Source organism: Cellvibrio fontiphilus (assembly GCF_042646205.1).
Taxonomy (GTDB): domain Bacteria; phylum Pseudomonadota; class Gammaproteobacteria; order Pseudomonadales; family Cellvibrionaceae; genus Cellvibrio; species Cellvibrio fontiphilus_A.
Genome location: NZ_JBHRTF010000004.1, coordinates 617,117 through 641,040 on the forward strand (window position 1 = coordinate 617,117; position 23,924 = coordinate 641,040).

The 23,924-nt window shown below is 50.4% G+C and carries 16 protein-coding genes; 11 read left to right on the forward strand and 5 right to left on the reverse strand.

Translation table 11 applies throughout. From position 1 onward, the window contains the following. Window positions 1–3: 3 nt before the first annotated feature. From ACFODX_RS11310 to ACFODX_RS11320, 3 genes are all read right to left on the reverse strand, one after another. Entirely contained in the window at window positions 4–948 is a 945-nt protein-coding gene (locus ACFODX_RS11310; RefSeq protein WP_378119131.1) for an ABC transporter substrate-binding protein, read from the reverse strand. Window positions 949–1,030: 82 nt separating this feature from the next. Then, window positions 1,031–1,801, reverse strand: a complete 771-nt coding sequence (locus ACFODX_RS11315; protein ID WP_378119133.1) for an SDR family NAD(P)-dependent oxidoreductase — start codon at window positions 1,799–1,801, stop codon at window positions 1,031–1,033. Between the two features lie 18 nt (window positions 1,802–1,819). After that, window positions 1,820–3,571 (reverse strand): IlvD/Edd family dehydratase, encoded by a 1,752-nt coding sequence (locus ACFODX_RS11320; RefSeq protein WP_378119135.1) that lies wholly within the window; start codon window positions 3,569–3,571, stop codon window positions 1,820–1,822. A gap of 441 nt (window positions 3,572–4,012) precedes the next feature. On the opposite strand from ACFODX_RS11320, the gene ACFODX_RS11325 reads away from it, so the two are divergent. From ACFODX_RS11325 to ACFODX_RS11360, 8 genes are all read left to right on the forward strand, one after another. Then, window positions 4,013–4,987, forward strand: coding sequence for a glycoside hydrolase family 43 protein (locus ACFODX_RS11325; RefSeq protein WP_378119137.1), 975 nt, complete (start codon window positions 4,013–4,015; stop codon window positions 4,985–4,987). A gap of 133 nt (window positions 4,988–5,120) precedes the next feature. Then, window positions 5,121–6,800 carry a ribulokinase gene (locus ACFODX_RS11330; protein WP_378119139.1) on the forward strand — a complete coding sequence of 560 codons (1,680 nt, stop codon included), beginning with the start codon at window positions 5,121–5,123 and terminating at the stop codon, window positions 6,798–6,800. Beyond that, window positions 6,800–7,492 (forward strand): L-ribulose-5-phosphate 4-epimerase, encoded by a 693-nt coding sequence (locus ACFODX_RS11335; RefSeq protein WP_378119141.1) that lies wholly within the window; start codon window positions 6,800–6,802, stop codon window positions 7,490–7,492. The genes ACFODX_RS11330 and ACFODX_RS11335 overlap by 1 nt, the downstream gene beginning before the upstream one ends. 90 nt (window positions 7,493–7,582) lie before the next feature. Next, complete coding sequence (gene araA / locus ACFODX_RS11340; RefSeq protein ID WP_378119143.1) at window positions 7,583–9,100, forward strand: L-arabinose isomerase; 1,518 nt, start codon at window positions 7,583–7,585, stop codon at window positions 9,098–9,100. A gap of 89 nt (window positions 9,101–9,189) precedes the next feature. After that, a complete protein-coding gene (locus tag ACFODX_RS11345) occupies window positions 9,190–9,792 on the forward strand; it encodes a beta-phosphoglucomutase family hydrolase (protein WP_378119145.1) in 603 nt (200 codons plus the stop codon). A 143-nt stretch (window positions 9,793–9,935) separates the two neighbouring features. Then, entirely contained in the window at window positions 9,936–11,309 is a 1,374-nt protein-coding gene (locus ACFODX_RS11350) for an MFS transporter (protein ID WP_378119147.1), read from the forward strand. Between the two features lie 41 nt (window positions 11,310–11,350). Next, window positions 11,351–12,319, forward strand: a complete 969-nt coding sequence (locus tag ACFODX_RS11355) for a glycoside hydrolase family 43 protein (protein WP_378119149.1) — start codon at window positions 11,351–11,353, stop codon at window positions 12,317–12,319. Between the two features lie 292 nt (window positions 12,320–12,611). Beyond that, window positions 12,612–12,908, forward strand: coding sequence for a hypothetical protein (locus tag ACFODX_RS11360; protein WP_378119151.1), 297 nt, complete (start codon window positions 12,612–12,614; stop codon window positions 12,906–12,908). A gap of 94 nt (window positions 12,909–13,002) precedes the next feature. Here the strand turns inward: ACFODX_RS11360 and ACFODX_RS11365 are convergent, their stop codons facing one another. Beyond that, window positions 13,003–15,780 (reverse strand): TonB-dependent receptor, encoded by a 2,778-nt coding sequence (locus ACFODX_RS11365; RefSeq protein ID WP_378119153.1) that lies wholly within the window; start codon window positions 15,778–15,780, stop codon window positions 13,003–13,005. A 333-nt stretch (window positions 15,781–16,113) separates the two neighbouring features. Between ACFODX_RS11365 and ACFODX_RS11370 the strand changes: the two genes are divergently transcribed. The 3 genes from ACFODX_RS11370 to ACFODX_RS11380 all read left to right on the forward strand — a co-directional run bounded on the left by ACFODX_RS11370 (window position 16,114) and on the right by ACFODX_RS11380 (window position 21,912). Next, on the forward strand, window positions 16,114–19,476 hold the full coding sequence (locus ACFODX_RS11370; protein ID WP_378119155.1) for a LamG-like jellyroll fold domain-containing protein: 3,363 nt from the start codon (window positions 16,114–16,116) through the stop codon (window positions 19,474–19,476). Window positions 19,477–20,057: 581 nt separating this feature from the next. Beyond that, window positions 20,058–21,596, forward strand: a complete 1,539-nt coding sequence (locus ACFODX_RS11375) for a methyl-accepting chemotaxis protein (protein WP_378119157.1) — start codon at window positions 20,058–20,060, stop codon at window positions 21,594–21,596. Window positions 21,597–21,624: 28 nt separating this feature from the next. Beyond that, the gene (locus ACFODX_RS11380; protein ID WP_378119159.1) at window positions 21,625–21,912 is read left to right on the forward strand and encodes a hypothetical protein; all 288 of its coding nucleotides are present in this window, start codon (window positions 21,625–21,627) and stop codon (window positions 21,910–21,912) included. A 132-nt stretch (window positions 21,913–22,044) separates the two neighbouring features. Here the strand turns inward: ACFODX_RS11380 and ACFODX_RS11385 are convergent, their stop codons facing one another. Continuing rightward, window positions 22,045–23,676 carry a sodium:solute symporter gene (locus ACFODX_RS11385; RefSeq protein WP_378119160.1) on the reverse strand — a complete coding sequence of 544 codons (1,632 nt, stop codon included), beginning with the start codon at window positions 23,674–23,676 and terminating at the stop codon, window positions 22,045–22,047. Window positions 23,677–23,924: the final 248 nt, after the last annotated feature.

The following is a 23,924-nucleotide window of genomic DNA, read 5'->3' on the forward strand; positions in this document are numbered from 1 at the left end:
AATTTATTTAGCGCCACGTTTAGCCAATTCTGCTGCTGCGTTTTCTTGAGTGAATACTGCACCACCCATACGAATCCATTTTTCAAAATCTTTTTTACCAGCGCGTGCTTGGTCAATTACATCAAACGCTGGGCCGCCGAGGTGCGGGCTGAGTTCAACGGACACGTTAATTTCGCCGGCAACAATTGCTTTAAGTGCATCGTCCACCGCATCGACAGATACGATCAAAATATCTTTACCTGGCTGCAAGCCGGCTTCTTTTACGGCTTGGATTGCACCCAGTGCCATTTCGTCGTTATGCGCCCAAATGGCACAAATATTTTTGCCACCGCCTTCGGCTTTCAGCATGGTTTCCATCACTTCTTTGCCTTTAGCGCGAGTAAATTCTGCGGTTTGGCTGCGTACAATTTTGGTTTCAGGGAATTTGGCGATAGTCTCGTTAAAACCCTTCATGCGGCCAAGCGCCGCGCTTGAACCTACAGTGCCCTGCAATTCCAGAATATTGCACTTGCCTTGGGTTTTGTCGGTGAGCCAAGTGGCGGCGCGTTGGCCTTCCACTTCAAAATCGGGCGCAATGCGAGTGAGGTAAAGTGATTGGTCGGTCACTGATACATTGCGATCCAGAATCACCACCGGAATGCGTGCGCGTTTGGCTTCCATCAATACGGGTTGCCAGCCGGTTTCCACTACTGGTGCAATTAAAATCGCATCCACGCGCTGGGCAATAAAACTGCGCACGGCTTTAATTTGGTTTTCCTGTTTTTGTTGCGCATCGGAAAACTTTAAGGTGATGCCGCGTTTTTCCGCTTCGGCTTTTACCGATTCAGAAAAGCTGGTGCGCCAGCCGGATTCAGAGCCTACCTGGGCAAAACCCACGGTGAGGGCGTTGGCGGTGGCGCTAATGCCGATGGCCGCCGCGAGGGTCAGGGTTTTAAAAATTGTTTTCATAGTGGTTCCTCGTATCGTTAAATTTATAAGTAAAAAATTCGCTGTTGTTCTCTTATATTTGTTTCGTTCACATCGGGCTGTGTTAAATCCAGCCGCCATCCACAATAAAGTGCTGTGCGGTACACATGCGGCTATCGTCCGATGCCAGAAATAACGCCATAGCGCTAATGTCTTCCGGCATCACTGATTTTTTTAAACATTGGTTTTCCAAAATATTGCGCGCGGTTTTTTCTTGCGTGAGCATGGCCACCTGGCGATCCGTCATCACCCAGCCGGGCACTAATGTATTTACGCGAATATTGTCGCCGCCCATGTCGCGTGCCAAACCGCGGGTTAAACCTTCAATCGCCGCTTTGGAACTGGTGTAACCGGGCATGCCGCCCTGGGTGGCGTACCAGCTCATGGAACCTAAATTAATAATGGAGCCGCCGCCCAATTCCAGCATTTGTGGGTACACCGCTTGTGCGGCAAAAAAATGGTGGCGCAAATTCACCGCCAGTCGCTCATTCCAGTAGTCCACTGTCACATTGCGAAAATCGTGGCGCGTGTCATTGGCGGCGTTGTTAATCAGCACATTAATCGCGCCCACGTCGCTGTAAATCTGTTTGATGGTGGCCTGCAACTTGGGAATATTGAGCAGGTTGCAGCGATAGTAGCGCGGTGGTGTGTTGCTTGTGCTGTGACTCAGTTGCTCCACCAATTTGTGCGCATCGTCATCGCGAATATCGATAAAACACACCTGCGCGCCTTGCTGGCAAAAGGCCTCCACCAAATTGGCGCCAATGCCCGATGCGCCGCCGGTAATTAGCACCACTTTGTATTTCAGGCTGGGGTATTGGTTGGTGATAGTCATCGCGATCGCCTGGGCTATTTAATGCGAGTGGCCGGGCACGGCCGCGCCGCGACAACCCACTAAAAAATCAAAGTCGCAACCTTCATCAGCTTGCATCACGTGTTCAATATAAAGCTGCAGGTAGCCACCGGTTTTGTGTTGGATTTTGTGGGCGCGCAATTGTTCAAGGCGCGCGGCAATTTCTGCATCGCTCACTTCCAAATGCAGTGCGCCGTTTTCCGCATCCAGTGCAATCCAATCGCCGTCTTGCACTATCGCCAGTGGGCCAAATTCCTGCGCTTCAGGGGTGACATGTAATACCACTGTGCCAAAGGCGGTGCCGCTCATGCGCGCGTCGGAAATGCGCAGCATATCGGTCACACCTTGTTTTAATAGTTTAGGCGGTAAACCCATGTTGCCCACCTCCGGCATGCCGGGGTAACCCTTGGGGCCGCAGTTTTTCAGCACCATGACGCTGTTGGCATCCACGTCCAGCGCCTCATCCATAATGCGCTCTTTGTAATGATCAAAACTTTCAAACACTATGGCGCGGCCGCGATGTTTCATTAACTGCGGCGAGGCGGCGCTGGGTTTTAATACCGCGCCGCGCGGTGCCAGGTTGCCGCGCAAAATACAAATGCCGCCGTTGTCGCACAGCGGGTTGGCAAAAGGGCGAATCACCTCATCGTTGTAGCAGGGCGCATCCTGATTGTTTTGCCACAGGGTTTTGCCGTTGGCAGTCAGGCAATCTTTGTGCAGTAAACCGGCATCGCCCAGGCGTTTTAATACCGCGGGCAAACCGCCGGCGTAGTAAAAATCTTCCATCAAGTATTGGCCGGAGGGCTGCAGGTTCACCAAGGTTGGCACCTGGTGGCCGTAGCTGTGCCAGTCGTCCAGCACGAGTGGAATATTCAGGCGCGCGGCGATGGCTTTTAAATGAATCACCGCGTTGGTGGAGCCGCCCACTGCCGCGTTGGTGCGAATGGCATTAATCACACTTTCGCGGGTGATGAGTTGGGACAGGCGTAAATCCTCATTCACCATGCCGACAATGCGCATACCCGAGGCGTAGGCCAGGGTTTTGCGGCGCGAGTCCACGGCGGGAATGGCCGCGTTTTGCGGCAGTGACAGCCCGAGTGATTCCACCATGCAGGCCATAGTGCTGGCGGTGCCCATGGTGTTGCAGGTGCCGGTGGAGCGGGACATATCCGCTTCGGCATCCATAAATTCTTGCAGCGATATTTTGCCGGCCTTGTAGTCCTCGCTCATGCGCCAGACCAGGGTGCCGGAACCGACGTCTTTCCCCTTGTGTTTGCCATTCAGCATGGGGCCGCCGGTGACCACAATGGTGGGCAGGTCGCAGCTGGCGGCGCCCATCACCAGTGCGGGTGTGGTTTTATCGCAGCCGACCAAGAGGACTACACCGTCAATCGGGTTGCCGCGAATCGCTTCCTCTACATCCATCGCCGCCAAATTGCGGGTGAGCATGGCGCTCGGGCGCAGGTTGGATTCACCGTTAGAAAATACCGGGAATTCCACCGGTACGCCGCCCGCTTCCAAGATGCCGCGGCGCACGCTTTCGGCCAAGTCGCGAAAGCTGCTATTGCAGGGGGTGAGTTCTGACCAGGTATTACAGATACCAATAATGGGTTTGCCCTGGAAATGATGTTCGGGGATGCCCTGATTCTTCATCCAGCTGCGGTACATAAAGCCGTTTTTGTCTTGCGTGCCAAACCATTGCGCGCTGCGCAGGGATTTATTGGCCGGTCTGTTGTTATTGTCTTGGCTCATAGGGGCTACTTCGTTAATACGCCACGCCAGTGGAATCTGTCTCTTTGCCCATTGCCCATATCTAACATTGATAAAGAAGCATTGAGAACAGATGATTATTATTAATGTATTACAATATAAGTTTTTGGCATCCTTACCTGCAATCCAAAAGGCGCGAATTTACGAACAATAACCAGTGGCTGTTTACCGCGCCTGTTATCGGTGCAGGTAAGTCAGACAAGCTATGGTTTGCTGCCTTGTTGGTAGATCTCGCCAGCGGGTGAAAACCCGCAAGGTAAAAAAATGAAAGGGATGCTTGATTTAATTGTATTATAATATCAATATAAATCAACCCCTCGGATGGCTCAGGTGCAAATCTGCTCCGGCTTATAGAGGTGGTGGGCCGCTGCTGTGGGTGGTGGTCACAATAAACAGAAAAAATACAAGCGAGAGGAATTCCCTATGCGTTCATTACTCAAGCCTCTGGTGGTTGCGGCGGCAAGTTGTTGCGCGGCCCTAACCCAGGCAGCCAACCCCATATTTACCGACGTATTTACCGCTGACCCCGCCGCCTTGGTACACGATGGCAAGGTTTACCTGTATGCCGGTCACGATGAAGCCAAAGACAACACCAAGTTCTTTGAAATGCACGAGTGGCTGGTTTACTCCTCCGACGACATGGCCAATTGGGAAGCCCACGGCCCGCTGTTAAAAGTGAAAGATTTCAAATGGGCCAAAGGCGATGCCTGGGCCAGCCAGGTGATTGAGCGCGATGGCAAGTTCTACTGGTACATCACCGCGCGCCACAACGACACCAAGCCCGGTTTTGCTATAGGTGTGGCGGTAGGTGACAGCCCGCTCGGGCCATTTAAAGATGCACGCGGCAGCGCGCTGATCACTAACGATATGACCACCGCCACCAAAAATGACTGGGATGATATCGACCCTTCCGTGTGGATCGATGATGACGGTCAGGCCTATTTGTTCTGGGGTAATACCAAGGCCTATTACGCCAAGCTCAAGAAAAACATGATCGAGCTGGATGGCCCGATCATCGAGATCAAAGATCTGCCGGAATTCACCGAGGCCATCTGGATTCACAAGCACCAGGGCAATTTCTACTTATCCTATGCGATGGGTTTCCCGGAGAAAATCGGCTACGCCATGAGCAAAAGCATCAATGGCCCCTGGGAATATAAAGGCATATTGAACGAGGTGGCGGGCAATACCCCAACCAACCACCAGTCCATCATCACCTTTAACAACAAGCATTACTTTATTTACCACACCGGCGCCGGTCGCCCGGATGGCGGCCAATACCGTCGCTCGGTGAGCATTGATGAGCTGTTTTACAACCCGGACGGCACCATCAAGCGCATCATCATGACCAGTGAAGGTGTTAGCGCAAACAAAGCGGTAAAACCGGCGAAAAAATAAGGTTTCCTACGGCATCCAGCCCCCTAAAACCAATTGACAGGGGCTGGTCTTGCTGAGATTATATTGTCATACAATATTAATATCCTTTGATGCGGCAATAGCCCATTAAAACAGTACAACAATAGGTGAAGTTATGACGTCCTACGCCTTGGGGCTGGATTACGGTTCTGATTCGGTGCGTGCACTGCTGGTAGATGCCCTGAGCGGCAAAGAAGTGGCCAGCCATGTGGTTTATTACCCCCGCTGGAAAAAAGGTTTGTTTTGTGTGCCCGCCAAAGACCAGTTCCGCCAGCACCCGCTGGACTACCTGGAAAGCCTGGAGCAGGTAGTGCAAGGCCTGTGGGATAAAGCGCCCGCCGGCGCCGCTGCGCAGGTAGTCGGTATAGGTTTTGATACCACCGGCTCCACCCCTGTAGCGGTGGATAGCGAAGGTGTTGCCCTCGCACTCAAACCGGAATTTGCCGACAACCCCAACGCCATGTTTGTGCTCTGGAAAGACCACACCGCGGTGAAAGAGGCGCAGGAAATTACTGCTGCTGCCAATAAGGCTGCAGAAAACTATCTGAAATACGAAGGCGGGATTTATTCCTCCGAGTGGTTCTGGGCCAAAACCCTGCACGTACTGCGTGAAGATGCTGCCGTCGCTAAAGCTGCCTACCTCTGGGTAGAGCATTGCGATTGGATGTCGGCGGTGCTGACTGGCACGACTCATCCATCCAAATTGCGTATGGGCCGCTGCGCCACTGGCCACAAACTCATGTGGCACGAAAGCTGGGGCGGTTATCCACCCAATGATTTTTTTGTCGGCATTGATCCGCTGTTGGATGGCCTGCGCGACAAGTTGCCTGCAGAAACCTTTACTTCTGACCAAACCTGCGGCCAATTGATTGGTGAATGGGCTGAGCGCTTGGGGCTGCCGGTTGGCACTCCCGTGAGCTTCAGTGCCTTCGACTGCCATATGGGCGCGGTCGCCGCCAATGTAAAACCCGGCGTGCTTACCAAAATCATGGGCACCTCCACCTGCGACATTACCGTCGCTACCTACGAAGAAATTGGCGATAAATGCATCGCCGGTATTTGCGGTCAGGTTGATGGTTCAGTCACCCCCGGTTATGTCGGCTTGGAAGCAGGGCAGTCGGCCTTTGGCGACTTGTATGCTTGGTTCCGCAATCTGGTGAACTGGCCGGTACAAAATTTGTTGGCCAATTCAGCACTGCTGGATGACGCGACCAAACAAAAACTCGCCGAAGAAATTGAAAACAACACCATCGTAGCTTTAAGCAAAGCGGCGAGTGAATTAGCGATTGGCGAAAGTGGCATTACCGCACTGGATTGGGTAAACGGCCGCCGCACACCTGATGCCGACCAAACCGTGGCCATGGCCATTGCCGGTTTAAAAATGGGCAGCAGTGCACCGCATATTTTCCGCGCCTTGGTGGAAGCAACTGCTTACGGCGCACGCGCGATTATCGAACGCTTTAAACAAGAAGGTGTGGCGATTAATTCGGTGGTGGCGATTGGTGGCATCTCCAAAAAATCCGATTTTGTAATGCAAACCTGCGCTGACGTGTGGAACTGCCCGATTGAAGTATTGGAGAGCGAACAAAGTTGTGCCTTAGGCGCAGCGATTTTTGCAGCGGTAGTAGGTGGTGTTTATCCAAGTGTTGAAGCGGCGCAAAAAGTCATGGCGTCCAGCGTGTGCAAAACCTATCAGCCCAACGCACAAGCAGCTGCGGCTTACGAAGCTTTGTATCAACAATATTTAACGCTCGCCGCGTTTGAAAACAATGGCGGTGTGGGAGGTAAAGCCTAATGAGCTACACCGAATTAAAACGCGAAGTGTTTGAAGCCAACATGGAATTAAACCGCCGCAATTTGGTGGTGTATACCTGGGGCAATGTCTCGCAAATTGATCGCGCCAAAGGCGTGATTGCGATTAAACCCAGCGGTGTGGCCTATGAAGTCATGACACCGGAAGACATAGTGATTGTGGATTTGGAAAATAACATCGTGGAGGGCAAGATGCGCCCGTCTTCCGATACCAAAACCCACACCCATTTGTATCGCCATTTTGAAACCATTGGCGGCGTTACTCACACTCACTCCACTTATGCGACCGCTTGGGCACAAACCCAGCAGGCTATTCCCTGCTACGGCACCACCCATGCGGATTACGCCTACGGTGAAATTCCTTGCACAGCGGTAATGACCGATGCGCAAATTGAACGCGATTACGAAGAGGAAACCGGCGTACAAATTACCGATTGTTTTAAGGATCGCAGCCCGATTGAAGTACCTATGGTAATTGTGGCCGGTCATGCGCCCTTTACCTGGGGCAAGAACGGTGCCGATGCGGTTTATCACGCGGTGATTCTGGAAGAAATTGCGCGCATGGCCTATTTGACCAAAACCCTGCAGCAAAACACACCGCCATTAAAACAGGGCATTGTGGATAAACATTATTTACGCAAGCACGGAAAAAATGCCTATTACGGGCAAAAGTAACATTTATTAACTTCGGTAAGTTGGGCAGCCATGCCCAACAAAAAAATTGTAACCACAAAAAAATTGAACCTATTTCCTGAGGAAAACAGCATGAAAATTTACGGCGACAAAGAAGTCTGGTTGGTTACCGGCTCACAACATTTGTACGGCCCTGGCGTATTAAAACAAGTCGCCGAGAACAGCCAAAAAATCGCAGCGGGTTTAACCGAGTCCAACAATATTTCCATCAAAATTGTTGCGCAAGAAACGGTGAAATCACCCGCAGAAATTTTGGCGGTATGCCAAGCGGCGAATAGCAACCCGAATTGTGTTGGCCTGATTTTGTGGATGCACACTTTCAGCCCCGCAAAAATGTGGATTGCTGGTCTGACTGCACTGAACAAGCCCTACATGCACCTGCACACCCAGTTCAACGCCGAGCTGCCGTTTGCTGAAATTAATATGCATTTTATGAACCTCAACCAATCTGCCCACGGCGACCGCGAATTTGGTCACGTAAGCACCCGTTTGCGTCAAGAGCGCAAAGTGGTGGTGGGACACTGGGCGACTGAATCTGTGCAAAAACAAATCGACAGCTGGTGCCGCGTCGCTATGGGTTGGTACGCCAGCCAGAATTTAAAAGTGGCCCGCTTTGGCGACAACATGCGTCAAGTAGCGGTAACCGATGGCGATAAAGTTGCTGCACAAATTAAATTTGGTTACGAAGTTCACGCCTATGGTTTGGGCGATTTGCAAAAAGTAGTAGATGCTGTGACCGACGAACAAGTCGCGGCACAAATTGAAATCTACAAAAAAGAATACGATGTAAACCCGGCGATTTTTGATGATGCACATCAATACCAAATGCTGAAAAACGAAGCGCGTTTGGAATTGGGTATGTTGAAATTTTTAACCGATGGCGGCTTTGGTGCATTCACCAACTGCTTTGAAAACCTGACCGGTTTAACCAACCTGCCTGGTTTGGCTACCCAGCGTTTGATGGCGGCTGGTTTTGGTTACGGCGGTGAAGGCGATTGGAAAACTGCGGCCATGGTGCACATTTGTAAAGTCATGTCTAAAGGCCGCGTGGGTGGTTCATCCTTTATGGAAGACTACACCTATCACTTTGGTGCCGTTAATGTTGGTGGAGTGGATCAGGTTCTGGGTGCGCACATGTTGGAAGTTTGCCCAAGCATCGCAGCTGCCAAACCAAAACTGGAAGTGCATTTGCACACCATTGGTTGCCGCAACGACATCGCCCGTTTGATTTTCACCGGTAAAGCTGGCCCGGCGCTGTGTATTTCGCTGATCGATATCGGCACTCGCTTCCGTGTAATCATCAACGAAGTGGATACCGTAAACCCACCACAAGAATTGCCTAACCTGCCAGTGGCAAAAGCCCTGTGGGAGCCGCGCCCCAATTTGGAAATTTCCGCCGCTGCCTGGATTCAAGCCGGTGGTGCACACCACAGCGCTTACACCCAGGGTGTAACGGCTGACGAGATTGTGGATTACGCGGAAATGGCTGGCATTGAAGCGGTTGTGATTGGTGCCGATACCACGGTGCGCAATTTCAAAACCGAATTGCGCCACAACGCGGCTTACTATCATTTGAAAGATGGTGTGTAACCAAGCCTAATTTTAAGGGCGCAATTTATTGCGCCCTTAAAATTAAAAATATGCTCTAATTTCTGCCTCAACGGCAAACAAGAGAGCAAATGATGTACGACCAATATACTGCGCTGATTTTTGATATGGACGGCACGCTGGTGGACAGCGGCCAACTGCATGAGCATGCCTGGACTGCAACCCTGAATAAATACGGCATTCCCATTGATCGTGCCCTAATGCGTTCACTGGCCGGTGTGCCTACCAAAGGTACGATTGAAATCCTGCTGGAAAAATTTGGCATCACCGCCAGCGCCAGTTTGGATGAAATGAACGATTTTAAAGAGCAAGTGGTGCACGACTCCATGCACCTCTATGTAAAACCAACGGCATTGATTGAAGTCGCCCAGCGCTACCACGGCAAAAAGCCCATGGCGATTGGCACCGGCGCCTACACCGAAGAAGCCAAAAAAATTCTGGCGCTCTGCGGTTTGGATAAATACATAGATGCCGTAGTGGGAGCAGATCAGGTCGCCAACCCAAAACCGGCGCCCGATACTTTTTTACGCTGCGCCGAATTGTTAGGCGTAGAGCCAACCCAGTGTGTAGTGTTTGAAGACTCCAAGTTGGGTTTGCAAGCAGCCGCCAGTGCCGGTATGGCCGGAATTGATGTGCTCTTGGTACACGCGGTAGAAAATGATTATTTTTTGTAATTAAGTAGGTTGGAAGAGCGCAGCGACTTCCGACAATAATTTTCCGGCGCACGAACCTCTGTCGGAAGTCGCTGCGCTTTTCCAACCTGCATGCGTAATGCCGTTTTTCCCCAAGCTGTAAAAATTCACGAGGCAAAATAATAATGCAATCAACCCCAGCAACTCATCCAACCAGTGAGAAGTTATCTATCTCTGAGAAAATCGGCTTTGGCGCTGGCGACATGGCGTTAAACGTTGTTATTTCCTCGATGATGTTGATCATCACTTTTTATTACACCGATATTTTTGGGTTGTCGCCCATGGATATGGGTATTTTATTTTTTACCGTGAAAGTGGTGGGCGCAGTTTCTGATTTGGTCATGGGCCAGATCACTGACCGGTTTACTTTTTTGCAAGGCCGCTATCGCCCCTGGTTATTGTGGTTGGCCGTTCCCTACGCGGTGAGCGTATTTTTTGTATTCACCACGCCCAACTGGGAATATGACGCTAAATTAATTTGGGCTTACTCCACCTACATCATGATGACCTTGATTACTTCGGGTGTAGGCATTCCTTATATTTCTTTGCCGAGCGCACTCACCAGCGACCCCAAAGAAAAATTATCGGCCAATGGCTACCGTTTATTCCTCGCCAAAATTGGTGCCTTTATGGTGGCAGCGGTGGTTCCCGTAGTGTCGGGCATGTGGGAAGACAAAGCACTGGGTTATCAAATTGCCATGGCGATTATGTCGTTTATCGGCGCCGTAATGTTTTTGTTCTGTTACTTCAACACTACCGAGCGCGTAACCCATGTTGTTGAGCCGCAGCCCTTGTGGTCGCAGTTTGTGCAACTGCTGAAAAATGACCAGTGGTTAATTTTGGTGGCGGTGTGTATTACCGGCACCATTGGTTATGTTATTCGCGGTTCGGTTGCTATTTATTATGCCAAATATTATTTGGGTGGCGATGACGCGCTAGTCTCTGCATTTATTTCCACCGGGGTAGTGGCCGCTATTTTGGCGATGATTGCCTCCACCTGGATCACCAAGGTGTACTGCAAAATTAATTTATTTCGCTACACCCAGTTATTGGTTGCACTCTTAAGCCTCGCGATTTATTTCCTGGTTGGCCGCGAGGATGTGGTATTAGCCTTTGTGCTCTATTTTTTACTGTCGTTTGTGGTGGATTTACATGCGCCAGTGTTCTGGTCAATTATTTCAGAGACCATCGACTACGGTCAGGTGAAAAATGGCAAGCGTGTATCCGGCTTTGCCTATGGTGGTATCTCCGTCGGCCAAAAGGCGGGTATGGGTATTGCCGGTTTAATGGTGGGTTGGCTGCTGACTTATTTTGAATATGTTCCCAACCAAGAACAGTCCGATTTTTCCATGATGGGCATAGCGCTGATGCTGTCGATTATTCCGGGCGTTTTCCACGGGCTAATGGGCTTGCTGATGTTTATGTATCGCATCAATGACCGCTATTACGCTGAATTAAAACGCACCATGATTGTGAAAGGTTATATCGCACAGAATTAAAACCGCTGTGCATAAAACAAAAAAATGTTTGGAGAGAATCTGTGAGCGAATTATTAAAACCCCTAATCCCCCAGCGCGCCGACCCGTTTATTTATAAACACACCGACGGCTATTATTATTTCACTGCGTCAGTGCCAGCTTACGACCGCATTGAATTGCGCCGTGCCAAAACTATTGCTGAATTGGCGACAGCACCCACGGTAGATGCCTGGCACAAACCCGCAACCGGCCCTTACAGCGAATTGCTGTGGGCACCGGAAATTCATTTCAACAAAGACCCGGAATCGGGTGAGTCGGCTTGGTACGTGTATTTTGCTGCAGCACCGAGCCGCGACATTAAATTCGATTTGTTCCAGCACCGCATGTATTGCGTGCGCAATAAAAACGCCAACCCGCTTGAAGGCGAGTGGGAATTTATGGGCCAAATCGACAGCGGTATAGATACCTTCTGTTTGGATGCCACCACTTTTACCCACAAGGGCGTGCTCTATTATTTGTGGGCGCAAAAAGATGTAAACATTCGCGGCAATTCCAATTTGTATATCGCCCCCATGAAAACGCCTTGGCAGTTAGCGGGTGAGCCAGTGTTATTAAGCAAACCGGAATTCGAATGGGAAATTCGCGGCTTTTGGGTAAACGAAGGGCCATCGGTATTAAAACGCAATGGCAAAATTTTTATCAGCTACTCCGCCAGCGCTACCGATGAAAACTACGCGATGGGTTTATTGTGGGCCGATGAAAATGCCGATTTATTAAACCCGGCCTCGTGGGAAAAATCCAAAGAGCCAGTGCTCTGCTCGGATATCCCCAATAAAATTTTTGGCCCCGGTCACAACAGCTTCACCTACGGCGAAGACGGCGATACCGTTATGCTGGTATACCACGCGCGCACCTACACCGAGATCGAAGGCGACCCATTGTGGAACCCGGATCGCCACACCTTTGTAAAACCTCTCAAGTGGGACGATAAAGGTATGCCGGTATTTGGTAAGCCATCGATGATTGATTGATCTGCGAATTGACTAAGCCGTTTAAAAAGCCTCAGGGTTTCCCCCTGAGGCTTTTTTATTTGGGCAGAAATCCGGCTTCTAGTGAGTGTCATTTTGGCTACACAAGTAAATAGCCAACATCTTGACGAAAATTCTCTTTTTATTCCAAAAATATAATTTTTCGGTTTAATAATGCCTATTTATTATAAAAATGGAATAAAAAAGCGTGATTTTTGATTTTACTCTGCTAACCTAGCGCCCGGTTTTGTGACCTGAGTCTCACTCTTATCTGGCCTATCGCTGAGGAAAATGTATGAAGTCGTTGGTAATTGTTTTGGGTTCTGTGGTGTTTTCTCTGGCCTCGTCTGTGGCCCTGGCTTGTAGCAAGCCGGCTAATAAACCCGAAATTCCCGATGCTGCCACCGTGGTCACCGCACAAATGGTTAAAGCTAACAACGATGTAAAAGCCTACGTACAGGGCATGCAGGATTACCTGGGTTGTGCTGGTTTGGCGCGCAATGAAGAGAAGAAAGAATTGGATGATTTGAAAAAATTCGCGGACGATTTCAATAAGGTGATCCGCGAATTTAAAGCGAAATCTGCTGGTTAAGTTGTCGGCTAAGTAAAGCACGCGCTAATCGCTTTCAACAAAAAGGCCGCTGGAGACAGCGGCCTTTTTTATTACAGTAAAATCACGCAGTGATTTAGAAAGAGTAACGAACACCCAATGCATAAGTGCGGGCGAAAATAGATGCGCCGTTGTTATACAAATAATCGTCGGTGTAATAACCCTTAAAAATTTCATCGGTGATGTTAGTGGCATCAAAGGTGACTACCATGTTGTCGGTCACGTCGTAGCTGAGCTGGAAATCCATGCTCGCTTCAGACGCCGCCCAGACTTCGCCTGGCATTGAACAGCAACCGTTGTAGCCGGTTTTGAAGTCTTCACGCCATACGTAAGACAAGCGTGCATCAAAACGTTCTTTTTCATAGGCCAGCACGACACTGTAAGAGGTGTCAGACACACCGTACATTTCAGTGGTCACGCGGTCGATGATGTTGTTGTCTTCATCAAAGACCGGGTCGTAAGTTTCGCCATCCAACCAGGTCATGCTGGCTTGCACACCAAAGCCATCCAGCAGGTTGGGCAGGTTGTCGGGGAAGTAAACCAAGCCGAGCTCCACACCGTTTAACTGACCGTTGGAGGTGTTGGAAGGCAGGGTGAGCCGGTATTTACCATTCAGGTCGGGGTTGGCATTACCGGTTACTTCAATATTGGTAACGGATGTCGCCACAAAACCTTCCACATCGCGGCGGAAAAGCACGGTGTAAAGGGAGCTGGACTCGGCAAAGTAATATTCGAGTGACCAGTCGTAGTTAACCGACTCTGCCGGTTTCAAGTTGGGGTTGCCGCCGCTTGCGGTACCAAACTCCAAACCAGTGGTAGTTGGGCGATAGGTACGCGCCGGGTTGAGATCACCGTAACCTGGGCGACGAATGGTTTCGCCATAGGTGAAGCGGGTAATCAAGTCATCGGCCAACTCGTAACGGATAACCAGGTTTTTCAGTGCACGGTTTTCGCTGGTTTCAGCTTCAATCGGCATCCAGTCTTCGCCATCGCCGTCAGCGTCTTCAAAGAAGTTCATGGTGGCGTCGAGTTTTACGAAGCGCACACCGATTTGACCGTCGAGAGGTCTATCCAAGACTGAGAACTCATAATCGGCCTGGATATAAGCGGAAGCAGTTTTTTCGTTGATATCAAAAATACTACCGGGCAAGTAATCCGAGCCACCGGCCTGGAAGCCGTAAAGCGCACGGATTTCATCAGAGTTTTCCAGCAAGTAGTTGCCGTCCGCCGCGAGCCATTGGCTGGGCACGTAAGCTCGACCTTCAAAAAAGCCGGATTTACTGATGTTCACCAAACCGGGAAGCAGGGTTAAGTCACAGCCGGTTTCAGATTTACAACCGCCGTTTTGATCTTTGTATTTGGATTTTGCGCCGCGGTCGTCATAACGCAAACCAGCGCTCACTTGTTTGATCGGACCCCAATCGGCATCGTAGTCGGCATCAATATTAAATGTGGTCGCTTCACCGTTATCGGTTGGGCCATTGTCGTAGGCGGTGCTCATGCTCCATTCGGCCGGATTGGTCAGATCGCTCTCATCAATGTTCGGCGTATTTTCATCGTCGAGGAACGCGACTAAGGGCAGGCCATTGTCGTAGTTGAAATCCACTACTAAACGATCGCGTACCGAGTCAGTGCGCATTGCAAAAAAGCGACCTTCGTAATCACTTTTCTGATGGACGATTTCGGATTCCAATTTCAATCGGTCACTCAGTTCCCACTTGCCACCCAAGGCATAAACCCAACTGTCGGTATGGCCGCTTGAGCCGTCACCCGAGGTGAACATATTGGCATTGTTTACAAAGTTGGTTTTCACCACATTGGTGCCGGGGTAAAACTCAGGGTTGCGGAAATGGCTTGCGCCATTGGTATTGATAAATACCAGAGAGTTGAACGCCTGATTGCGATAACCGTTGTAGAAAGTTTCAAATAAATATTCAGAGGTGTCATTGGGCGCATACTGCAAGGAGATATTTGCTGCAGGGCGCTCGCGATGACCAGTGAAATCGGTAAAACCCATAGCGTCGCGCAGCAACACGTATTCAGTAGGTACACCGTTTACGTTCAGGGTAGAGCCGGGTGCCGAGGATAAACCTTCTGCTGTACCTGTTTCAAAACCACCTTCGCTACTGCGAATAACACCAAAGGTTTCCGCGTTGTAAGGGTCGAGTGAGCCGATCCAGATGTTCTCGTCGCGGTAGTTACTTTCGGCGTAGGACAGGTTAATCAAGGCACCGAATTCACCTGCACTGGTTTCCCAGCGGTCGCTGGCCAACATACTCACACTTGGGTCAGTTTTTTCGCTGGTGCTGCTGTATATGCCGCGTGCTGCCATCACCACTTTGCTGCCATCGAAATTAAATGGGCGATGGGTTTTGATGTCGATGTTACCGGCAATGCCGCCTTCGATTTGATCGGCTGAGCGGGTTTTAAATACATCAACGCGATTGAGCAGGCTTGCCGGGATATCAGCCAGCGCTACTTCGCGACGGGTAGAGGTAAAAATCTGGCGACCATTGACGGTGGTTGATACGTCGCCCAAACCACGGATGGTTACGCCATCCACTTCGCCACCGCCGCGGCCAGTAACCTGCACACCGGTTACGCGCTGCAGCGCTTCTACTACGTTGTTGTCGGGGAATTTGCCGATATCTTCCGCCACAATCGCATCGACGATTTGAATCTCGTTGCGTTTGATATCAAGTGCTTTGGTTAAGCTGCCACGAATACCGGTAACAACAACTTCTTCCAAATCTTCATTGTTTTCGGCAGGTGCGTTGTCTTGTGCATAGAGCGGCTGGCTGGCCAGTGCTACGACTAAAGTGATGGCGCTACTGAGTGCAGAACGCTGGAACATGGGGTGACCTCACGTGTAGTTGATATTGCGGCCCCGCTGGTTAAACGCCCGACATTGCTGCAAAGCCAAGATCCGGGGTATTGCCAACCCAACTTGTGCGTGGCCACAAGCAGGCAGACGAAGCCTAGTTATATTTATCTTTCAAATATAATACTATTGTATGACTATTTTTGTGTCAACGGGTGAAATTGCTTTCATAGGTGTTTACTCAATCGATTCTTTGTGACACCATAATTGTTAGTATTATTGTATGACTAATGATGTGGCTCATCAGTTCTTACCTAATATCTGCCCTAGCTAATAAGCAATAACTACATAGTGAGAGGTTACACAATGAAACTGCATAAACTCGCGCTGCTCATGACCAGCGCTATGTTGGTCGCTGCCTGCGGAGGTGGCTCTGGTAATAAAGGTAGTGAGATTCCCGAGAATGTCATCCCGGAAAACGTAAATCATCCCGATCCAACGGCGAATGCCAGTGCGATTGCCTATAACGATATGGCCGTGCATGACCCTTCGGTAGTGAAGGCGGCCGACGGCACCTACTACGTATTTGGTTCCCATCTGGCAGCTGCCAAATCCACCGATTTGATGACCTGGACCCGCGTCGCCGATGGTGTGGATAACCAAAACCCCCTGTTCAACACCTACGCTTCCCAAGCGGCCGAGGGCATCGCCTGGTCAGATGGTTATGTAGGTTCCTGGGCGGCGGATGTGATTCAAGCCCCTAATGGCAAATACTGGTTCTATTACAACCACTGCGCCCAGGCGGAAGCTAACAATGGCGAGTGTTGGAACCGTTCTTACCTGGGCTTGGCGGAAGCCGACTCGGTCGAAGGTCCTTACGTCAACAAGGGGGTATTCCTGCGCAGCGGCTATCGCAACGCCGGTGAATTTACCCAGTTCCCCTTGGATAATGGCCAAACCAAGTGGGACGGCGCTGTTGACCCCAACGTAATCGACCCAGCTGCCTTTTATGACAAAAACAATGAATTGTGGATGGTGTACGGCTCTTACTCGGGCGGTATTTTCATCCTGAAAATGGATAAAACCACAGGCAAGCCTGTCGCTGGCCAAGGTTATGGCAAGCAGTTAGCAGGTGGTGGCTTTGCGGCGATTGAAGGTTCCTTCATCGTCTATAACCCCGATGCTGACTACTACTACATGTTCACCTCCATTGGTGGTTTTAATGCGGCGGGCGGCTACAACATCCGCGTTTCCCGCTCCAAAAACCCCGACGGCCCTTATTTGGATGCTGCCGGCAATGACATGCTACTCGCCAAAAACACCACTGAAACGCTCAGCAAGTACGGCGTCAAGTTGATGGGCGGTTTCAACTTTGTATCGGAAGTGGGTGATGTGGGTGATTCCTGGGGCTATCTGGCACCAGGTCATAACTCCGCTTACTACGATGCAGCCACTAAAAAGACACTCTTGTTCACCCATACCCGTTTCCCCAATCGCGGCGAGCAGCACTCGGTGCGTGTACACGAAATGTGGGTAAATAAAGATGGCTGGCTGGTGGCTTCGCCGCAACGCTATGCGCCTATCACTGGTACCAACATTGTGGACGCCAACGATTTGGTCGGCGATTACCGCTTTATCAACCACGGTTTGGATACCAACTCAGTTGGTCATGATTCTGTTTATATTCGCCTGAACTCAGACCGCACTATTACCGGTGAAGTGAGTGGTTACTATCGCCTGTCTGATACCGACAATAAGCGCATCACGCTGGTATTGGGAAGCGATACCTATGAGGGCGTGATGGCATGGCAGTGGGATGATGCAGTTAAAAAGCTGGTGCCAACCTTCTCTGCAGTCTCGTCTAAAGGTGTGTCTGTGTGGGGTTCGCAGCTTGGCGCGCGCACGACCACTGAAAGCCTGGCGGCGATTGCTGACGCCCTGACTATGCCAGCCGAGTACGTCGATCCGACCATGACTTTGCCATTGCGTGGAACCCGCGCTGCCAAAATCACCTGGACCTCTAGCAACCCGTCCATTATCAATATCAAGCGCGACAAAAAGACGGGTGAGTTGACTGGTATGGCAAAAGTGAATCGCCCCAGTGCGACTGCTGGTGACCAAAACGTCACCCTCACAGCCACTATCACGCTAAATGGCCAAACCCAAACCAAAACGATGGTGGTGAAGGTCATGGCGCTGCGTTTGGTGCCTGCCAATGCCCAGTTCAAGTTTGATGGTGACCTGACTGACTCAACCGGTACGTTTGCGGCGGCTAGCCCTACTGGTGACCGCATCTTTAACACCGGTGGAACAGCAGCTTATGCCCAGGGTGTGGACGGACAGGCGATCAACCTGAACGGTACCTACGGTGTGCTGTTGCCTCAAGGTCTTATTTCCAACCATGAATACACAGTGTCTTTCTGGTTGAAGCCGAGTGTAATTACCGCGTTTAGCACTGCCTTTTTTGGTGCAGTAGACACCGAGCAATGGTTGAGCTTCCTGCCTCAAAGCTGGAATGGCGGCACTATGTTGTGGGGGCGTGTACCCCAGTGGTACGACGGTATCGCTGGGCTGCGCGTGCCCGAGGGTGAGTGGACCCACATGGTGTTCTCAGTTAACAAAGGCGAAGCGAGCATTTACATCAATGGTGTGAAAAAACATTCAGGCCAGAATTTTGGCGACCTGTTTACCGGTAAAAACGCGCTTTTTGCTCTGGGCGTGAACTATTGGGACTTGCCATTGAACGGTGTTATCGACGATCTCAAGGTCTACAACAAAGTGCTTACCCCGGAAGAGGTTGCGCTGATGGATCCGGGCAGCCGTCCTGCCGCCGAAGTATTGGAGTTGGCTGCTGCGGAGCTGTCTCTTGGCGACTTGTCGGCGCTGAAAGACGATATCGACCTGCCGCTGGCTGGCCCATATACCACCGCAGTGGCCTGGACTTCCTCCAAACCTTCGGTAATCGACAACATTGGTACTGTGACCCAGCCAAGTGCGACAGAGCCGGATGCCACTGCAACCTTAACTGCCACTATCAGTTACGGCGGGATGAGTGTGACTAAAGCTTTTGATGTAGTTGTTAAGTCCAAGGCGCCACCAGTACCCTTTGCTGTCTTCTCCTTTGAAGATAACCTGAGTGAAGCCAATGGTGATCACGCCGAAGGTGTAGTAGTGGGTAATCGTGTCAACGTGGCTGGCGGTCAGGTGAGCTATGTGGAAGGCGCCAAAGGTAAAGCGTTGGTACTGGATGGTACTTCAGGCGTGCTTCTGCCCAACAATCTGATTAACGATCATTCCTACAGTATCTCTATTTGGCTGAACCTGACCGCAGGCACCCAGTACACACCTGCCTTCTTTGGTTGGGCGACTGACGCCAGCTGGATCAGTGTAGTGCCACGCGGCCCGGGTGATGCCCAGAACACTATGTTGTGGTCAGGTACTGCCTGGTATGACGGGACATTCAACACCAAGATTGCTACCGGCGTGTGGAGTCATCTGGTGATGGTGGTGGAAAATGGCAAGCTGACTACCTACATCAACGGTGTACAAACCAGCACTATGGCCGGCTTCCCGGATGTGTTTACCCCCGCTGGAGATACCCGTTTCGCGTTGGGCGTTAACTTGTGGGATGTCCCCTATAACGGTCAGATTGATGAACTTAAGATCTATGACGATGTATTAACCGCTGATGATGTCACTATCATCCATGCTCAGGACAAGGCGCAATAAGCCCCAGCCAGAGCTAGCCCAAGCGTTAATTTGTCACTTAAAACAAAAAGGCACCTTCGGGTGTCTTTTTGTTTATGGGGAATTTGTCTGATTAATTTGCAGGGGGCGTACGTTATTGCCGGTTAAACACTGAGCGCAAAATCTGCGCAGAAAAAGCAAGAAAGGGCTGGACTACTATTAATATTTATATATAATAATACAAATAGGGGCGTGAAAAGATTGGTTTGCGTCCCTGTGCTTATTGTGAGTCTTATCCCTTTGTCGTTGGATGGTGTTAGTAGTGTCTATAACACCGCTTGTTGCGCCGCTAGTACTTGTATTAGCGGCTTTTTTTTATCCGTTAAAAGTTATTCGTCTATAACTACAGGGATGGAATTATCAGATAGGTTGGTTTTTTGTGATATTTATGTCAAAAGGACAGTGTTTTTGGGGTTTTTATTGTTTTTTGGGATAAGAGGTTTTGTTTAAATATCAAATTGAGATATTGGCCTATACTTACATTTCGTGTTTTTGCTAGGGCGGAGACTGTTTGCTCTGGCTGGATCACAGCGACATAACAAAAATTATCTGGAGAGCCCGGTGTGAACAATTTATCGCTCAAAATGAAAATCCTCCTCAGTGTCACGCTCAGCTGTATCGCTGCTGTGGTGGCAACGGCAATAGTAACCGCCCAATCGGGCATAGAAACCGCACGCGATACCATTATCAAAGACACCCAAACCCTGGCCCAGGTATTGGGTGAGGCCAGTGTGGGTGCTATTACCTTCGACGATTCGGCAACCGTGTCAGCATCGCTTAATGCGTTAAAACTGAGCCCGCGTGTGCAATCGGCAGCTATTTACAGCGGTGGTAAAGCCTTTGCCTGGTATGTGCAGGGCGCCAGCGAAGCCGAGGCCAAAAGCCGCGTCGCCAGCCAAGTGCCGCCGGTGGGTATAACGGAAGACAAGGGCCGCCTGGTGATTACCGAAGCCATCAAATCTGAAGGCCAAACCCTGGCTTACATTTCCATGGTGATCGATATGGCCGAAGTGCAAACCATAGTGGCACAGGCCTTTAATCGCTCATTGGTGGTGGTAGTGGTGCTGAGTTTGCTGGCATTAGCTGCTGCCTATGCCGTGCAAAAAAGTATTGTGGGGCCAATCAATACTATTGTGGACGCGCTGCGCAATATCTCTGAAGGCGAGGGCGACCTTACCCGTCGTTTGCCGGTGTCCGGGCGCGATGAAATCGCTGAATTGGCCAGTTGTTTTAACCGCTTTGTGGAGCGTTTGCAGGGCATCATCGGCAACGTCATCCAAACCGCGGCCAGTGTGCGTCAGGATGCCCAATTGCTGTCGACAACCGCGCGCGAAAATGAACTGGCGATTCAGCGCCAGCAAACTGAAATTGAACAAATTGTGGCGGCAATCCGCGAGATGGCCGCGGTGGTGGATAACGTCAGCCAAAGCGTGAGTGAAACCGCCAACCAATCACAGCAGGCCGATTCTGCGGCGGCCTCGGGTAAACAAACTGTGTCGCTCACCATGGGCCAAATCCAATCGCTCTCCAGCGATATCAAAACAGCAGCGGGTGTGATCGATCAGTTGCAACAAGAAACCCAAAGTATTGGTTCGGTGTTGGATGTTATTCGCGGCATTGCCGAGCAAACCAACTTGCTCGCGTTAAACGCGGCGATTGAAGCGGCGCGCGCCGGTGAACAGGGGCGCGGTTTTGCGGTAGTGGCCGATGAAGTTCGCACCCTGGCGTCGCGCACCCAAACATCGACGACTGAAATTCGCGAAATGATCGAGCGCTTGCAATCAGGCTCCCACAAAGCGGTGGAGATGATGTCCGCTGGCAATGCCCAGGCGGGTGCCTCGGTAGAGCAGGCGGGCCAAGCGAGCAAATCGCTGGAAAATATTACGGCCATTGTGAGTGTGATCCGCGACCGCACCAATCAAATTGCCGCCGCGTCAGAACAGCAAAGTGCCGCAACCCGTCAAATTGAAAAAAATGTGCAGCGCATTTCCAATGTGGCGATTGAATCAGCCCAAAGTTCCAGCCGTATTTGCAATAACACTCAACATTTGGCCGCTGCTGCTGATCAGCTTTCCGAGCTGGTTAGTCGTTTCCGCGTTTAACCGTTGTTAATAACAAGAGAGATACAGCATGAAAAAAATCATCGCAGCCTTGACCCTCACTACCGCTATGAGCAGCGGCGCTTTTGCGTGCAGCAAGCCCGCCACCAAACCGGAATTTCCGGATCCGGCAACGGCAGTTAGTGCGCAAATGGTAAAAGCTAACAATGAAGTAAAGGCTTATGTAAAAGCCATGCAAGACTATTTAGGCTGTGCGGGTTTGAGCCGCTCGGCAGAGAAAAAAGAATTGGATGATTTAAAAGCTTACGCAGAAAGTTTTAACGAAATTATTCGCGCTTATAAAGCGAAGGGCGGTTGATTTAAGCCTCCTTCTCAAGGGCGGGAATAAATTCACCCCCCCTAGCCCCTTCTCATGGGGGAGCTAAATTCACCCCCCCTGGCCCCCCCTTATTAAGGGGGGGGGCCAGGGGGGGGTGAATTTAGAAGCAAATCACCAAAACCTTATATAAATCGCCGCGGTAATCCCCACAATCACCAGCGTATGAATCACATCCCACTTATCAATTCCCGCGCGAATTTCGGCGCGCTGTTCGGCAGAAATCGAGCCGTAGGTTAAACCTTGCAATTGTTCATCGCTTGCTACTTTGGTGAATAAACTCACCACAATCACCAACACACAAATCACAATAAATAACAACGAGCAGTAATACAGCCAATTCATTGCCACTAAGCTATAGAGCCAACCGTCCGGGTCGAGTTGGTCTTTAAAAATAGTCAGCACTAAACGCAACATGCCCAGTACAAAACCGCTCACCAAGCCAATCAAACCAGCAGCGGGTGTTATGCGTTTGGAAAATACGCCCAGCAAAAACACAACCGCAATACCGGGTGCAATTAACGCCTGCACCAGCTGCAAATATTCGTAGAGTACATCGGACACCATCTGCATCACCGGAATCCACACTATGCCCAGTAATACCACCGCAATAGTGGCTTGGCGGCCAACGCTGAGCAGTTTTGTTTCGCTGGCATCGGGTTTGAATTTTTTATAGAAGTCGATAGTGAATAAAGTGGCTGATGAATTAAACAGCGATGCGAGTGAACTCATCAGTGCCGCGAGTAAACCGGCAATCACAATACCTTTAATGCCCGAAGGTAAAAGTTCCGACACCAATGCCGCAAAAGCCTGGTCTGCACTTTCGATTTGAATTTGACCTTGCTGATGCAGCGCATAAGCGATCATGCCGGGAAACAGGAAAATAAATACCGGCAATAATTTTAAGTAGCCGGCAAAAATAGTCCCGCGCCGCGCCGCTTGAATACCTTTGGCGGAAAGCACGCGCTGCACAATATATTGGTCAGTACACCAATACCAAAAGCCGATAATAAATGAGCCAAAAATCACCCCCGGCCAGGGAAAATCCGGGTCGCTGGCGGAGCGAATCAAATGCATTTTTTCGCCATTAATACGCTCCAGCTCGGCAAAGCCGCCCACCTTGTCCAAACCAACTACCAAAATCACCAGCGAGCCAATAATCAACACCGGTGTTTGTAATACCGAAGTCCACATAATGGCTTTCATGCCGCCCAACACAGTGTAAATACCTGTGACGACCACCAAACCAACGGCGGCGATCCAGAAAAAATCTATGCCCCAAATGCTCTCAATACCCAGTACCGTTTTGAGCACCACACCGCCGGCATACACCGTCACCGAGACTTTGGTAAGCACATAACTCACCAGCGAGATAAACGACAAAAAGGTGCGCGAGCTGGAGGAGTAACGGCGCTCCATATACTCGGGCATGGTGTACACCTTGCTGCTCCAATAAAAGGGTGCAAACAACCAGCCGAGCAATAAAATAATCCAGGACTGCAATTCCCAGTGCGCCATCGCCATGCCCGTTTGCATACCGGCGCCGGAAAGCCCCACTAAATGCTCGGAGCCAATATTGGAGGCAAAAATGGACGAGCCAATCACCAGCCAACCGGCATTGCGGCCCGCTAAAAAATAATCCGAGGTGTCTGCCTCTTTCTCGCGCAGTGAGCGCACAACCACGGCCACCAGCAGCAGCATAAAGCCGGCCAGCACCGCCCAATCAAGTGTGGAGAAGTGAATCATGGGGTTACCTTTTGGTTCAGGTCACTCGTTATTGTTTAGGTTGTATCTGGAGCCGGTTTGACCTGGGTCAGGCTCAGATAAGCCAATATTATTGTAATATAAAAAATGCGTTAAATAACCATGTACAACTTGTATCCAAGAGGGTTTGTGATCCCGCTTGCTATTTACATCCCGCCCCTTAATTTCCTGTAGAAAAACGGCTTTAAACACCAATAAGTGCTACTTTTGGTAATACCTTTGCCGTTTTA